General features: G+C 35.1%; 13 protein-coding genes. 3 read left to right on the forward strand and 10 right to left on the reverse strand.

Features of this window, described 5'->3' with window-relative positions:
- Positions 1-3 precede the first annotated feature (3 nt).
- From gmk to HH304_RS13715, 4 genes are all read right to left on the reverse strand, one after another.
- Positions 4-576 carry a guanylate kinase gene (gene gmk / locus HH304_RS13700; RefSeq protein WP_169682587.1) on the reverse strand — a complete coding sequence of 191 codons (573 nt, stop codon included), beginning with the start codon at positions 574-576 and terminating at the stop codon, positions 4-6.
- Between the two features lie 96 nt (positions 577-672).
- A complete protein-coding gene (locus tag HH304_RS13705) occupies positions 673-1,506 on the reverse strand; it encodes a DUF4249 domain-containing protein (protein WP_169682589.1) in 834 nt (277 codons plus the stop codon).
- Between the two features lies 1 nt (position 1,507).
- A complete protein-coding gene (locus HH304_RS13710) occupies positions 1,508-3,913 on the reverse strand; it encodes a TonB-dependent receptor (protein ID WP_169682590.1) in 2,406 nt (801 codons plus the stop codon).
- 107 nt (positions 3,914-4,020) lie between these two features.
- A complete protein-coding gene (locus HH304_RS13715) occupies positions 4,021-5,136 on the reverse strand; it encodes a sulfotransferase family protein (RefSeq protein WP_169682592.1) in 1,116 nt (371 codons plus the stop codon).
- A 28-nt stretch (positions 5,137-5,164) separates the two neighbouring features.
- Here HH304_RS13715 and HH304_RS13720 point away from each other — a divergent pair, with 28 nt between their 5' ends.
- Positions 5,165-6,043 carry a DUF1295 domain-containing protein gene (locus HH304_RS13720; RefSeq protein WP_169682594.1) on the forward strand — a complete coding sequence of 293 codons (879 nt, stop codon included), beginning with the start codon at positions 5,165-5,167 and terminating at the stop codon, positions 6,041-6,043.
- Here the strand turns inward: HH304_RS13720 and HH304_RS13725 are convergent.
- The 6 genes from HH304_RS13725 to rsfS all read right to left on the reverse strand — a co-directional run bounded on the left by HH304_RS13725 (position 6,040) and on the right by rsfS (position 13,088).
- Positions 6,040-7,389, reverse strand: a complete 1,350-nt coding sequence (locus HH304_RS13725) for a sensor histidine kinase (protein ID WP_169682596.1) — start codon at positions 7,387-7,389, stop codon at positions 6,040-6,042. The genes HH304_RS13720 and HH304_RS13725 overlap by 4 nt on opposite strands.
- On the reverse strand, positions 7,379-8,758 hold the full coding sequence (locus HH304_RS13730; RefSeq protein ID WP_169682820.1) for a sigma-54-dependent transcriptional regulator: 1,380 nt from the start codon (positions 8,756-8,758) through the stop codon (positions 7,379-7,381). The genes HH304_RS13725 and HH304_RS13730 overlap by 11 nt, the downstream gene beginning before the upstream one ends.
- Positions 8,759-8,915: 157 nt before the next feature.
- A complete protein-coding gene (locus tag HH304_RS13735) occupies positions 8,916-9,701 on the reverse strand; it encodes a hypothetical protein (protein ID WP_169682598.1) in 786 nt (261 codons plus the stop codon).
- On the reverse strand, positions 9,683-10,456 hold the full coding sequence (locus HH304_RS13740) for a UDP-2,3-diacylglucosamine diphosphatase (RefSeq protein ID WP_169682600.1): 774 nt from the start codon (positions 10,454-10,456) through the stop codon (positions 9,683-9,685). The genes HH304_RS13735 and HH304_RS13740 overlap by 19 nt, the downstream gene beginning before the upstream one ends.
- A gap of 108 nt (positions 10,457-10,564) precedes the next feature.
- Positions 10,565-12,658, reverse strand: a complete 2,094-nt coding sequence (gene ftsH / locus HH304_RS13745) for an ATP-dependent zinc metalloprotease FtsH (RefSeq protein ID WP_169682602.1) — start codon at positions 12,656-12,658, stop codon at positions 10,565-10,567.
- A gap of 73 nt (positions 12,659-12,731) precedes the next feature.
- Positions 12,732-13,088, reverse strand: a complete 357-nt coding sequence (rsfS, locus tag HH304_RS13750) for a ribosome silencing factor (protein WP_169682604.1) — start codon at positions 13,086-13,088, stop codon at positions 12,732-12,734.
- A gap of 45 nt (positions 13,089-13,133) precedes the next feature.
- Between rsfS and HH304_RS13755 the strand changes: the two genes are divergently transcribed.
- Positions 13,134-13,901, forward strand: coding sequence for a biotin--[acetyl-CoA-carboxylase] ligase (locus tag HH304_RS13755; protein ID WP_169682605.1), 768 nt, complete (start codon positions 13,134-13,136; stop codon positions 13,899-13,901).
- A gap of 115 nt (positions 13,902-14,016) precedes the next feature.
- A complete protein-coding gene (gene ahcY / locus HH304_RS13760; protein ID WP_169682607.1) occupies positions 14,017-15,330 on the forward strand; it encodes an adenosylhomocysteinase in 1,314 nt (437 codons plus the stop codon).
- Positions 15,331-15,593: the final 263 nt, after the last annotated feature.

The following is a 15,593-nucleotide window of genomic DNA, read 5'->3' on the forward strand; positions in this document are numbered from 1 at the left end:
TTATTATTTAGCCATGAACTCATCTAATAGAGACTGGGCTTTTTCTTGTGCTTTACCCAGATCATCATTCAACAAAACGACATCGAACTTGTCCATAAATTCCATTTCAAACTTTGCCTTGAATAACCTTCTGGAGACACTATCCTCGCTTTCAGTACCTCGGTCTCTAAGTCTTTTGGCCAATTCATCAATTGAAGGAACTTTAACATAAACAGCTAAAGCACTATCTTTAAAATATTTTTTAAGATTCAGGGCTCCTTTAACATCAACATCAAAGATTACTGTTTTACCCTCGTCCCATAATCTTTGAATCTCTGATTTTAATGTGCCATAAAAGTTACCAGGATAGACCTCTTCCCACTCTATAAATTCATCATTATCAATACTTTGCTTGAATTCGTGAGGAGACAAAAAGTAATAATCTTTTCCGTTTTCTTCATTTCTTCCTCGCTTATCCCGAGTACATGCAGAAATTGAAAATCCCAGAAAATCATTATTAGCCAACAGATGTTTAACTATTGTTGTCTTTCCTGACCCTGAGGGTGCTGCGAATATTATGGCCTTTCCCTGTTTCATTATTATTCTTTGTCTAGGGTGCAAAGATAGAATATCACTTTAATAATACTTAGCTATAATAGTTAAATACTATTAAATGATGATAATATTCGATAATTACTCCTCTTCCTCAATTAAAATTGTAATTGAGGTCACACTTGAAATTTGAAAAAATCCAAGAGGGGGATTTCCGGGATCAGTTATATTTGAAATATTTGTAGTCGGATTTACAGGCGCCGGAGAAAATATTCCTCCATCATTAAATAATAAATTCACTAATCCCAAAAAGTAATTATAGGTTGATTCATTTAATGAATATTGTTCAACTTTAACTGTATCTCCGACTTCAAAAGGATAAGGCAATTCCAGGTTACTAATATCCTCTTGCACCAATTCATCATCAGCCAAAAGATAGTCACCCCTGTCATTAAAAAGTGTGTCATTTTCATAAACCAACCACCTATAATAATTTATCTGCCCTTTAGGAGTCTTTCCATAAAAATAACAATAATAACCTTCTTCCCTGAAAACCCTTTCTTCCTGATACCTTACCACTACTGAATCCAATACCGGATAAGGTAATACCTCACCTGAAGCAGAATATTGCTGACCATTATAATCTATTTCTAATGTATATTTTTCACCTTCGACTACACTAAAATCATCTGCCGTATAAAAATACCCTGGATTCTTTTCTTCAAGGGGAACGATATAATCATCTCCTCTGACTAACCTCACCTGAGCATTTCTAACTGTATCGTTTCCTTTTTCATCATAATAACTTGTAGTCAGACCCAGTTTTATGAGATGAGGACCAGACTGGGTTGTGATTTTCGCCTCTACTACCAGTTGAGGGTCTCCGTCAGTAAGTTTTAATTTTACTTCTTCCTGACAAGAAGCCACTATCAGGACAAAAATTATTGAGAGTATATATTTTAAATTTCTTTTCATCTTAGAAGCTGAAGTTATATGACACTGAAGGAATTATACTAAATAAATAAGTCGTAACAGAAGCTGGTCTAGAGGAATATTCTTTCCCCGGGTCACCGTCTTCTTGTGGATCAAAATTCACATCATTATTGTATATTCTTCTAAATTCGATTGAGAATGGATTTTTTCTGGCATAGGCGTTGTAAACAGAAAAGTTCCAATACGACTTCCATTTCCTACCTGGTTTTTCTTTCCCTTTAAGCGTTAAACTCAAGTCCAGTCTATGGTAATCCGGCATTCTTGAGCTGTTTCTGTTATTGTCGTCATAATATGGAACAGATTGACCATCGATTTCATATCTACCTACAGGAAAGGAAACTGCTTGCCCTGATGAATACACGAAATTCATCCCCATGCTAACTCTTTTGTTAAACTCATGATTTAGCACTAGAGATATATCATGAATCCTGTCGTATCTGGCCGGATATGGATCACCATTACTGATCATAGGCACCTTTCTAAAGGTTCTAGAAAGAGTGTATGAAAGCCATCCGGTTGTAGCTCCTTTATTCTTTTGAAGTTGAAATTCAAGACCATAAGCCCAACCCTTACCCGCTGATAATTCAACTTCAATATTGTTGCTTAAAAACACATCTGCTTCAGGAAGCATATCGATAACATTTTCCATATGCTTATAATATCCTTCTACAGAAAACTCGTAAGTATTATTTTTGAAGTTTTTGAAGTACCCTAATGCTACCTGATTACCACTAAGAGGCTCAATATATTTATCTGCCGGTATCCAACGGTCTATTGGCAATCCTGCTGTTGAATTTGCAGCAATCTGTAAATACTGCATTGTTCGCATATATGAAGCCTTGATAGACGAAGATGAGTTTAATTTATACCTCACATTTAATCTCGGCTCAAGCCCATCATAAAAAGCAATTCTTTTTCCTCCTGAATAGGATACGGTATCAATAATTTCTGAGTCTCTGGAAGGCTCATCATTTTCATAGATATAAACATCTCCGGGGCCAATGTTAGCAAATAGAGAGTATCTTAGCCCTGCCTGAACCAGCAGCTTTTCAGATAATTTCTTTTCAAAATCAAAATAAAGTCCTTGTTCAAAAGCATATTTTTCATCCAATGAAAAGTTTTGAATGATTGATTCTTCATCTAGCGGTTTGATTTCTGCCGGAGAAAAAATGTGATACATTGAATGTGAACCAAATGATAATGTTAAAGTAGGATCACTAAAATATGTAAAATCAATTTTAGCAGCTACTTCACTTAAGTTGGCCAGCCATTCAAAATTCTGTGATGAATTATCAACTTTAAACCCATAGTTAAAACTGCTGTATAATGCTGTTGTATTTAGAAATAGCTTATCATTGAAAACATGATTCCATCGACCAGTCAGGGTAGCATTTCCCCAGTTTAAACCAAATTCATTATCGAAGTTAAATACATCACGACCAAAATAACCTGAAACGAAAACCTGATCTTTCGGGCTAAACCTGTAATTAGCTTTAGCATTAAAATCATAAAAATACAGTTGGTTATTTTTGATATTCGGATCACTACTTAAGCCAAGAAACAAGTCTGCATATGTTCTTCTGGCTGTCACAATAAAGGAACTAACATCCTTTTTAATTGGACCTTCAAGCGTAAGGCGACTTGAAATTGTACCTATACCACCAGAACCGGAAAAGTGTTTGGAATTACCTTCCTTCATTTGGATATCTACTACCGAAGAAAGCCTTCCTCCATACTTCGCAGGTATACCACCTTTATACATTGTAACTTTCTTAACAGCATCCGGATTAAATACAGAAAAGAAACCAAGAAAGTGAGATGCATTGTAGACTGTTGCTTCGTCGAGAAGCACCAAATTTTGATCGTAGCTACCTCCTCGTACAAATAATCCTGTTGTCCCCTCTCCTGCCGACTGTACCCCTGGCAATAATTGTAGACTCTTCACAATATCCACTTCACCAAAAAGAGCTGGCATTGCTTTAATTTTTTCTATTTCTAGCTCCTCCTGAGACATCGTGACATCTTCAATATTTGCATCTTCTCTTTTACCCGTCACAACAACTTCATCAAGTTCTTGTCCGGCTTCATCAAGTTCGACGTTTAATTTTTTGTTTTCATTAAGATCGATGTCCAGAACTTTTTGATCAAAGCCAATAAATGAAACTGTAATTTGATACTGACCTTTAGGCAAGGTGATTGAATAAAACCCGTAGTTATTGGTAACACCACCACTTGAAGGAGTAGTATTAGCCACTACAGTTGCTCCTATTAATGCTTCTCCGGTCGATGCCTCTTTAACATATCCACTAATTGTAAATTTTTGTTGTGCTGAGGCAGCCAAGTTGACAAATAAAAATAAAAGACTCATTAGAGTCATTAAATTTCGCATAGCTAGTAAAAGGTTTATATGCCTTAAAGATAGTTTGATAACAGAATTCCCGTTGGGGATGTTTACATAACGGGTTAAATTAATTTATGGTTGGCAATATCCATTTATTAGTCAATTATCTTTATATCATCAGGAAACGAATATCCTGTTTTTGAAATGAAATGAGCCCATTCGGCATTAATTCTATTAAATTCTCTAATAGAAATAGTATAGTTATTTTTTTTATAATCTGAATTTACTTTCAGGTAGTTTTTAAATTCCATTTCTGCTTGTTGATAAGACCCAATTTCAAACTTTAAGTATATATCTTTTAAGACCTTTTCCGGACCTGTTTCAAGATCTTCAAACCTTATTTCAAGTAGCCTATCGCTCGATACGGTTTCCTTTTGATTATAATAATCTGATAATAACTTTTTATATAAATCAAAAATCAGATCTTCAACTTCTTCTGGAGAAATGCCATGAAGCATAATTGAAGGAAAGAGCTTTCCAAAGAATTTTTTTGTACTCAGATAAACATGATAAGGATTTCGATGGATAAAAATAAATGCAGAGTCATGGTAATATTCTGTTAACAATTTGAGTCTTGCAGTATTTACCGGGTTTTTTACAATAAGCCGACCTTTCCCAGTATTAATACAAGCCTTTTTCAGTAATTCATCATAATCATTTAACCATTTTTGCTTTTTACTATCTTGTTTAATATGAACAGCATTGGTATAAACTTCTTCATATAGATATGGAAAGAAGAAGAAAAGATAGAATGATTCCATACCCCAATTTCCAACAGCAAATTCATCTTCCTGTGGTAAATCGGGGCCCAACTTTACGTTATCTGAAGGTCTTTTCCCAGGCATGGAAACCCTCATAAAAGTTTTAAAAATAAGTTTACTAGCCAGATTATTTGGAAAAACGCCATTATAGGTAGTGAAATAAGAGCTCTTAGGATCGCATGTCATCAGGTTATGCAATAGGGTGGTTCCAGATCGCCAGTGTCCAATAATAAATATCGGAGGAGAAGTAAATTCAAATCTCTTTATCTTCCTGTGGTACCATATCTTCTCCCAAATATGGAATGGTAATGCTAAAATGGTTACAAGAAAAGTTAGCAATACTTTAATGAAGTATCTGTTTTGAATTTTTCCCTTCCTTATTATCTTAAGAAAGTTAAAAACATTTGCTCCTGCTAATGGTGATATGGGAGGAAGTTCAAAACCAGGCATAAATCTCTGACATAATTAAAAGATAATAATGAAAGCTGATAAAAGCACAAGTTTATTGATCGTTTTAAGTTGCTACATGATTGCAATCTTCGTAGTGGTAGTAATTTGGGATTTCTTGAAAGACTACAATTTGATTTATCGAATTTTAATTGCCGATGTCATCACTACTGTCATAGTATTTGCAGGAAGTATCATTACTAAAAATTCAAGTATGTACGATCCATATTGGTCTGTTGCTCCTCCAATAATTGCGTTAGTTCTAATTACACATTATCCTGAAGGTAATGCAGAAAGGCAAGGCATGATATTATCAGCTACCTTAATCTGGGGCGTTCGATTAACATACAACTGGGTTAGAGGATGGAAAGGATTACATCATGAAGATTGGCGTTATAAGGATATTGCAGGAAAAACAAAGAAACTATATTGGCCTTCCAGCTTTTTTGGTATACATCTGTTACCAACACTTTGGGTTTTTGGTGGATGCTTACCTTTATTTTATATCATCCCTCTGGAAGGTAAAGTGACAATTTGGGATTATACAGGAACATTCTTATGTGTTATTGCAGCGGTAATAGAACTTATCTCAGATGAACAACTTAGAGCTTTTAAGAAAGTAGCGCCCAAAAATAAGTTCATTGATACAGGATGGTGGTCATTAAGCAGGCACCCAAACTACTTTGGCGAACTATTATTCTGGTCTGGGATTTTCATTATGGTATTTCAAATTAAAGATTTATCAGCACTGTGGACCGGTATCGGGTTAGTCGCCTTAATAATCTTATTTGTTTTTATTAGTATACCAATGATGGAAAAGAGGAACTTAAAAAATAAACCAGGATATACTGATTATATCAAAAGGGTATCAATGTTAATACCTTGGCCTTCGTCAAAAAGCAATCGCTAAAATCTGATTGTAAATTCGGTACCAACGTTATCTTCTGACTTTACAGAAATAGCTGCTTTATGCTTTCTCAATATTTGCTTGGATATGCTCAAGCCAATACCTGAACCATGTTTTTTGGTAGTGAAAAATGGAATAAACAACTTCTCTAATGCTTCTTCATCAATACCTGGCCCATTATCTTCAATTTTAACAATTACTTGATTTTTTGGGCCCTGAGTCGCATGAATTTCAATTTTTCTCTTTCTATTATCATCTAATTCATCAAAGGCTTGAATAGCATTTTTAACCAGATTAATAAATACTTGCTCAAGTAATTCGGGATCAGCTTTAAGAGTAAGGTCCTCAGGTATAATTGTACAGATGCATTCTATATTACCTTTTTCAAGGTCATTTTTGAAAAGAGTTTTCAACCTAATGAATATCGAGTTTAGTTCAACATCTTCAAATTTCGGATCCGGTACTCTTGCCAGATTTCTGAAGTCAGACACAAACCTGATCAACCCTTCACTTCTGCGTTGAATAGTCTGGACAGCCATATGAATGGTTTCGATATCTTCATTAGAGATAGTATTCATATCATGGCCATTAACAAGCTGTCCTTGTAATTCACCTTCTACAGTTGCAGCTAAAGAACTAATTGGAGTAACAGAGTTCATGATTTCGTGAGTCAGTACCCTAATTAGGTTTTGCCACGCTTCCATTTCCTTTTCTTCCAGTTCTGACTGAATATTCTGAATTGACACTAATTTAAATTCCTCATTTTTTAGTGTCAGCTCGATAGCATAAATAGCCAATTGAACAATATCATCTTGCTGCTCAATTTTGATTAAGTCCCGGCCTCCAGTTCTTAACTGATAGCATGAATTAACAAGCAACTCACTTATTGGCCTGAGGTCTTCCATCGACTTAACCTGGCGAACTTTTAATAAGCGCTTAGCTGCGGTATTCATTATCTGGATTTTTCCAGACTTATCAAAGGTGATTATCCCGATACCAAGGTGCTGGACAATATTTTTAAGGTACTGATAATGAGCTTCCTTTTCAGCATTAACTTCCTGTAGTTTCTGAAGGATTTTTGATGATGCATCAGGTGCTTCAGTTGTTTTTTTCTGACTTTCAACAGAAAAATCCTCTTCACTTAAACTATCGATAATCCCGAGAATCTCCTCGTTAGACTTTTCGATGTATTTAATAAATGAAATTACCTGAAAAACAATTAATAGTAATATCAGTATACTTCCCAGAACATTGCCATTTGAATAAATCTGATGAGCAAATAAAAATACTGATATCAATAAAATTGATATTCTAAAAATAATATTAAACCTGAAGGTACTAGAGACCATGCTTTTCTAATCTTCTGTATAATGCAGCTCTGGTTAATCCCAGTTCTTTTGCTGCTTTTGATATATTTCCGCTATGCTTATTGATAGCTTTTTGAACAACTTGCTTTTCAACTTCATCAAGGTTAAAAACATCCTCGCCTAAAATAGGTTCATCTGATTTTTGGGTTGAAAGCAAGAAGTTATCTTCTTCAAGCACTTCGCTATCACACATAATAACCGATCTTTCCACTACATGTTGAAGTTCTCGAATATTTCCAGGCCATTGATAAGCCTTTAGCTTCTTCATGGCATTGGCAGAAACACGTTGAACAGGTTTCCGGTATTTTTTTGTGTATATCTTAACAAAATGTTCTACAAGTAAAGGAATATCATCCCGACGCTCTCTTAACGAAGGCAATCTTATCTCGACAGTATTTATTCTGTAAAGAAGGTCTTGTCTAAATGAATTTGATGATACCATTTCATAAAGAGGCATATTAGTAGCACAGATCAACCTGATATCAATTGGAACTGTTTTGTTTGATCCAATTCGTCTGACTTCCCTGTTTTGAAGAGCAGCAAGTAACTTAGCTTGAAGTGGTAAACTCAAGTTTCCTATTTCATCGAGAAAAAGAGTTCCTTTATTTGCAACTTCAAACCTTCCTGCCCTATCTTCTTTTGCATCGGTAAATGAACCCTTTTTATGACCAAAAAGTTCACTTTCAAACAAGGTTTCAGTAATAGCACCCATGTCTACAGAAACGAATACTTCATTCTCTCTAAGAGATCTGGCATGTAATGCTCTGGAAACAAGCTCTTTTCCGGTACCGTTCTCACCTAGAATTAATACATTAGCGTCAGTTTTTGCAACCTTGTCTATCAAATTGAAAACCTCTTTCATTGGCTCACTTTCTCCAATGATATCTCTGAAAGGTTGTGAAATTTCTTCTTCTAAGGATTTTTTAGCGCTACTTAGTTGTTCGACCTTATTATATGATTGCTTAAGCCTTGAAGCAGCAGTTATAGTCGCTACAAGCTTTTCATTTTGCCATGGTTTTAAGACGAAATCAGTAGCACCTTCTTTTAGAGAACGCACTGCCATTTCGACGTCACCAAAAGCCGTAATCAAGATAACAACTGCGTTAGGATCCTTTTCTTTGATTTGCTGAAGCCAAAAAAATCCTTCCTTTCCTGATGTGATATCCTTACTAAAATTCATATCGAGAAGGATAACATCATAGCTATCGTTATTAAGTAAAAAAGGAATTTTCTTAGGATTCTTTTCTATAATTACCTCTTTCGCGTGTTTTTTTAATAGCAGTTTTGCTGCTAATAACACATCCTCATCATCATCAATTATCAATATCTTACCGAGATCTTTTTCTTCCATCATTATTGTGATTATATAATTACCCTGTCTAATAATGTGCCAACATCGAAAAGTGCCTATAAGGCTTGTTTATAGTATAATGGCGTTTTACCGATGTTCATTAATGAACACAATATAGGTGATTTGTACCATTTACGAACATCAGCAGAGAAAAAAATTATTTGCAGCGGTATATTTCTGTGCTTAATGGAAGAATATGCCCTTGAGTGGAATAATAATATAGCTTTCCTTCTATGATTTTAATCGAGTCTTTCTCCTGATAATCAATAGATAAGCCGTCACAATTGTAAATATTATTCTGTCGAAGATCAAAAATATAACTCAAATCATTTTCAGAATGTAAAATCAGATTTTTGCCCTGATACCCAATCACTTTATCAATTTTAGGAATATCAATAAATTGAATGTTATTTGTTGTAACATACCCTATTCTCCCATTTGATAAAAATAAAGAAGGAAGTCTTGAAGGAAGGACAAAGCTAACATCATCTTTAGAAAGTAGTTGATCAGCTTCAAACTCTTGAACCTGACCAGTTTTAAGATCAATATTTATAAGTTTTTGACCACCAAATGAGAGTCCGGAAAAAGCATCAAAACCCTGATAAAACATGATATCAATAGGAGTAGATACATAATCTAAAATAGAAATTTCACGTACAAGGTTAAGGTTGCCATCCAGAAAATTGATTTGCTGTGTTTGGGGTTCAAATGTTATAATCTCGTTTCCACCTGAAAACACAAGTTGATTTTTAAATCTGGTAGGAAATACCCTTTCGGTATCATTGACAACATCCTTAATTATTATCGATTGATTGGTGACAATAGCTAAATAAGTTCCACCAAGTGGTATTAATTCAATATTTTTTAACTGGCTTTGGGCAAGACAGAAGTTACTTAGAATTATGATACATAAAAGATGAAATATCAACCTTTGAAAGTGCATAGCTTAAAGTTTTCACCATCAAAAACTCCATAAGGTGAGCCAGTCATCCATTCGCCGATATTATAGTAACGACTATCAGGCTCAACTTCCAAATCAAGCACAAGATGACGGTGACCACAGATATACATATCGAAATGATCTGTTTTTTCAGATTCTTTACAATATAACCAAATATTTTCCTTGAACTTATCTTCAAATGATTGTTCGAGTCCGTTGTTCTTTTTCTTACTTTGAGATGACCAGAAATGTGCTATCCCCATACCAATAGCAGGATGCAATAAAGCAAAAAGCCATTGACATAACTTACTACGGAATACCTTCTTCAATAGTTTATAGGACTTATCTCCAGGCCCTAAGCCATCACCATGATGGACGAACAACCTCTTGCCATTAACCTTTAATATTAGCTCATCAGAAATAATAGATGCCCCGGTTATCTCAGGAATATAATCAAACATCCACATATCGTGATTTCCCTTAAAAAAATATACAGGGATACCCTTTTTAACTACTTCTCTAACCTGATTTAAAAAGCCGATAAAGCCTTTCGGGACAACCTTGCGGTATTCAAACCAAAAATCAAATATGTCTCCAACCAAAAACACCACATGAGCATCATCAGAAATTGATTTTAACCAGGCTATAATCTTCTCTTCCCTTTCCTGACTTGTATCAAATGCATCAACACCTAAATGAAAATCAGAGGCAAAGTATAGCTTTTTACCAGTTTGAAGATCAATATTAATTTCAGGCATATCTTTAAAAAATTTGTGCAAAGGTGCACTTTTTGTTCAATAAATTATGAGCAAAATAAAAAAAGCCGGGCATAAATATACCCGGCTTTACTAAATTTTATATCCAGATCAAGATTTTGAATCATCTTCCGGCTTATCATTTGAAGATTCAACCTCAGCAGTTTCCGGTTTGCTATGACCATTTTCTAATGAATGATCATTATGATTTAACTCTTTTTCTCTTTTTTCCTTTTCTTCTTCAGAATCAGTAAACTTCTGGTAAGTTGTTTGATGCTGGAATGGTCTTGGACCAATCAGATTTGTCAGATCGTTTTGGAAAAGAATCTCTTTTTCAAGTAATTCTTTTGCCAAAATTTCTAACTTGTCTTGCTTTTCCATTAAGAGCTTTTTCACTCTTTCGTAAGCAGAAGAAACAATCTTCTTAACCTCCTCATCGATTAACTTAGCAGTATTTTCTGAATATGGTTTAGTCATTGAGTATTCACTCTGACCTTTAGAATCATAGAACGAAACATTTCCGATCTTATCATTCATACCATAAACAGTTACGATTGAATAAGCCATTTTCGTCACTCTTTCAAGATCTGACAATGCTCCGGTAGAAATTTTATTAAATGTAATTTCTTCGGCAGCTCTACCTCCCAGAGCCATACACATTTCATCAATCAATTGCTCAGTCTGGTATAAAAACTGCTCTTTCGGAAGATACTGAGCATATCCAAGTGCTGCAATCCCCCTCGGAACAATACTTACCTTTACTAAAGGATCAGCATGCTCAAGGAACCATCCTGCAACAGCATGACCTGCTTCATGGTAAGCAACAATTTTCTTTTCTTCCGGAGAAATTATTTTGTTTTTCTTCTCAAGACCACCAATTACTCTGTCGATAGCATCTTGAAAATCCTGCATATCGACTTTGTCTTTATTCTTTCTAGCTGCGATTAATGCTGCTTCATTACAAACATTAGCAATTTCAGCACCAGCAAAACCAGGAGTCTGAGCAGCTAATTTTTTAGCATCAACCTCATTATCAAGTCTGATAGGCTTAAGGTGTACTTTAAAGATTGCAGTACGACCAACTATATCTGGTTTGTCTACACTTATTTGACGGTCAAAACGCCCTGGTCTAAGTAAAGCTTGGTCAAGTACATCAGGTCTGTTTGTAGCAGCAAGAATAATTACTCCACTATCAGTTGAAAACCCATCCATCTCCACAAGAAGAGAGTTCAAAGTATTTTCACGTTCATCGTTTGATCCTGGCATATGACCTTTACCACGACTTCTACCTATTGCATCGATCTCATCTATAAATACAATACAAGGAGCTTTTTCCTTTGCCTGCTTAAATAAGTCTCTAACCCTGGCAGCACCAACCCCAACAAACATCTCAACGAAATCTGAACCAGACAAGCTGAAAAACGGTACTGCAGCTTCTCCGGCAACAGCTTTAGCAAGCAAAGTTTTACCAGTACCCGGAGGGCCTACAAGCAACGCACCTTTAGGGATTTTACCTCCAAGCTTAGTGAATTTACCCGGGTTCTTCAGGAATTCAACAATTTCCTTAACCTCTTCTTTAGCTTCATCAAGGCCAGCAACATCATTGAAAGTAACCTTAACCTTATTTTCAGCATCAAAAAGAGCAGCTTTAGACTTACCAATATTAAATATTTGTCCTCCAGGACCACCAGCGCCAGTCATTCTTCTCATCAGGAAGAAAAACCCAATGATCATTAAGAAGATTAAACCATAGCTAAAGAAAAACTCCCCTAGCGATTCTCTGTCTGATATTTCAAGACCGGGTTGATCTCCTCCTGCTTCCGCCTCAAGCTTACTAAAGTCTTCAGCGAATTTTTCGGCACCGGCTACTTTAAAGAAGAAATGTGGGCCTCCGGTAAAACCAAAGGTTGAATTTCCATTTAACTTCTCTTTATATTTTTCATTATTAAGTGCTTCATCCTTCAAATAAACTTCAACCAATTCTTGGTTTTTTATCAGCTCCACCCTTTTAACGTCCTTATTAAGGTACATTTCCTCGAATTTTTTTTGAGTAGTTCGGGTGGCTCCTCCTGAGTTATTTAACATCATGAAACCAACAAGTACCGACAGGATGATTAGAATCACCAGCATTTGATAATTCTGCCTGCGCGGATTTTTATTGGGAAGCAAGTTTTTTTTGCCTTTATTTTTTCCCTCGTTTGCCATTCTTTACACGTTACAGTTTATGTGTTGATACATTAACGTTCAATATAATACTTTGTTCGTAATGCCTTAAAAATTAAACAATATTTTCGTAGGTTTTAATATCTGCATCTCCCCAAAGATTCTCGAGATTATAATGTTCCCTGTCTTTTTGTGAAAATACATGAGCAACTACATCGACAAAATCGATGATCACCCATTGCCTATTTTGAGTCCCTTCTTTATTAAACGGATTTTCTGAAGCTTGTTCAAAAACTTTCTTCTCAATCGAATCTGCAATTGCCTCGATCTGCGTATCAGACCCACCGGTACAAATAACGAAATAATCTGAGATGGAGTTCTTCACTTCGCGAAGATCAAGAAGTACGATATCTTTCGCTTTCTTATCTTGCATTCCTTCAACTACTAATGCAGCAAGTTCTGATGAATTCATTTATTATTGTATAAAAATTGTTTTGTCAAAAGTAATCAAAAATAATTGCATAAAAATTCTACCAATCTTTTAATATTAGGCAGAACGTCTGATTATCTGCCATCATGTCAGTCTACTAATGACATTGCAGCCGAAATGCTGTCAACAAAAAATCCAATTGACGGCCATGTTGTCTGGACTACCGATCAAACTGCCGGTAAGGGTCAGCGAGGAAACACCTGGGAGTCAGAACCAGGAAAAAACCTGCTTTTAAGTATCATTTTATATCCTAAATTCTTAAATGCAAGCAATCAATTCTTGTTAACTATGGCTATCAGCCTTGGAGTAAGAGATGCTATACAATTTTTAATTCCTAACAAGGAAGTACTCATAAAATGGCCCAATGATATTTACGTTGAAAATTATAAAATTGCTGGAATCTTGATTGAAAACACATTAAAGAACAGTAATTTGGATCAATCAATCGTTGGGATTGGCAGTAATGTCAATCAAAGAGATAAACTTCATGAACATGCCACTTCGATAGCGACAGAATTAGGCTCTGAAGTTGAAATTAATGATTATTTCCAATTATTACTCAAAAATATTGAAGTCTACTATCTTAAATTAAGATCAGGTAAAGAGTCATATTTAAAATCCATTTATTATCGAAAAATGCTTTGGTATCAGGAGGAAAAGCTATTTAGTTCCGGAGAAAAGTATTTTCACGGCACCATCCTGGGAGTAAACAATGAAGGTAAAATTCAGATTTCAACCGAAGAGGGAATTCGGTCATTTGGATTAAAAGAGATCAAATTTATCATTAACAGATAGTAAGATTTACCCCTAATTTCTTCAGGAATAAATCCTTAAACGTAAATTTTTACAAACATACTTAGTAAATTTGCGTTTCTAAATTGAGAAAAATATTATCAATAGTAATATCATTATGATTGAAGCAAAAGACACCAAATTAAAGTACAAAGTAAAAGATATTAACCTTGCAGAATGGGGACGCCTTGAAATTGAGCTTGCAGAAGCGGAAATGCCAGGTTTGATGTCACTTAGAGAGGAGTTTGGTAAAGAAAAGCCTTTAAAAGGCGCTAGAATTGCCGGATGTCTTCACATGACTATCCAGACTGCAGTATTAATTGAAACTCTTGTAGAATTAGGAGCTGAAGTTCAGTGGTCATCTTGTAACATATTCTCTACTCAGGATCATGCTGCTGCAGCAATAGCTAAAGCTGGAGTTCCTGTTTATGCATGGAAAGGATTAACTGAAGAAGAATACGATTGGTGTATTGAGCAAACACTTATTTTCGAGGATGGTCAACCACTAAATATGATTCTTGATGATGGTGGAGACCTAACCAACGTTGTTTTAGATAAGTACCCGGAAATGGCTCAAAACATTAAAGGTATATCTGAAGAAACAACAACAGGTGTATTAAGATTGATTGAGCGTGAGAAGAAAGGAACTCTTCCAATGCCAGCTATCAATGTTAATGATTCGGTTACAAAATCAAAATTCGACAATAAATACGGATGTAAGGAGTCTCTAGTTGATGCTATCAGAAGAGCTACAGACGTTATGATTGCTGGTAAAGTTGCTGTTGTTGGTGGCTATGGTGATGTTGGTAAAGGATCAGCTGCTTCTTTAAGAGGTGCTGGAGCTCGAGTTATTGTTACTGAAATTGATCCGATATGTGCTCTACAAGCAGCAATGGATGGTTTTGAAGTAAAGAAAATGATTGATGCTGTTGAAGAAGCTGATATTGTTGTTACTGCGACTGGAAATAAAGATATTATTAAAGGTGATCATTTCACAAAAATGAAAGATAAGACCATTGTGTGTAATATTGGTCACTTTGATAATGAGATAGATGTAGCTTGGTTAAACAAAAACCATGGTGGTTCAAAAGTAACTATTAAGCCTCAAGTTGATAAGTACACTATAAACGGAAAAGATATTATTCTTCTTGCTGAAGGACGTCTTGTAAACCTTGGTTGTGCTACTGGCCACCCTAGTTTTGTAATGTCAAATTCATTTACTAACCAGACGTTAGCTCAAATCGAACTTTGGAAAAGCGGTGATAAATATGAAAATAAGGTTTATACACTTCCAAAACATCTTGATGAGAAAGTAGCAAAACTTCACTTATCAAAAATTGGTGTTGTTTTAGATGAGTTAACTGATGAGCAGGCTGCTTACATTGGAGTTTCTAAAGAAGGACCATTCAAGCCTGATTATTATAGATATTAATCACAAATTGATTCAAATAAGATTAAAGAGGTTGTGGAAGCAACCTCTTTTTTTCTGTAGAACGATTCCACACTTTGAGGTTATATTCTTAACAAGACCACACCCCTTAAAAACATAAATCACTGAATAACAAACAATTAAGGTTTTGGCATGGTAATTTCAATATAGAATATGAATTGGTTATTATGACGGTTTAGGTTTATGAATTCAAAGCTCAAAAAGTTTAATTGTCATAAAAGTTTATTGGGACAGGTACAGGTTAT

Source organism: Marinigracilibium pacificum (genome assembly GCF_012926615.1).
Classification (GTDB): domain Bacteria; phylum Bacteroidota; class Bacteroidia; order Cytophagales; family Cyclobacteriaceae; genus Mangrovivirga; species Mangrovivirga pacifica.

Coding starts and splice junctions, on each gene's coding strand:
- gmk (WP_169682587.1), bottom strand. CDS start 576: ATGAAACAGGGAAAGGCCATAATATTCGCAGCACCCTCAGGGTCAGGA.
- HH304_RS13705 (WP_169682589.1), bottom strand. CDS start 1,506: ATGAAAAGAAATTTAAAATATATACTCTCAATAATTTTTGTCCTGATA.
- HH304_RS13710 (WP_169682590.1), bottom strand. CDS start 3,913: ATGCGAAATTTAATGACTCTAATGAGTCTTTTATTTTTATTTGTCAAC.
- HH304_RS13715 (WP_169682592.1), bottom strand. CDS start 5,136: ATGCCTGGTTTTGAACTTCCTCCCATATCACCATTAGCAGGAGCAAAT.
- HH304_RS13720 (WP_169682594.1), top strand. CDS start 5,165: ATGAAAGCTGATAAAAGCACAAGTTTATTGATCGTTTTAAGTTGCTAC.
- HH304_RS13725 (WP_169682596.1), bottom strand. CDS start 7,389: ATGGTCTCTAGTACCTTCAGGTTTAATATTATTTTTAGAATATCAATT.
- HH304_RS13730 (WP_169682820.1), bottom strand. CDS start 8,758: ATGGAAGAAAAAGATCTCGGTAAGATATTGATAATTGATGATGATGAG.
- HH304_RS13735 (WP_169682598.1), bottom strand. CDS start 9,701: ATGCACTTTCAAAGGTTGATATTTCATCTTTTATGTATCATAATTCTA.
- HH304_RS13740 (WP_169682600.1), bottom strand. CDS start 10,456: ATGCCTGAAATTAATATTGATCTTCAAACTGGTAAAAAGCTATACTTT.
- ftsH (WP_169682602.1), bottom strand. CDS start 12,658: ATGGCAAACGAGGGAAAAAATAAAGGCAAAAAAAACTTGCTTCCCAAT.
- rsfS (WP_169682604.1), bottom strand. CDS start 13,088: ATGAATTCATCAGAACTTGCTGCATTAGTAGTTGAAGGAATGCAAGAT.
- ahcY (WP_169682607.1), top strand. CDS start 14,017: ATGATTGAAGCAAAAGACACCAAATTAAAGTACAAAGTAAAAGATATT.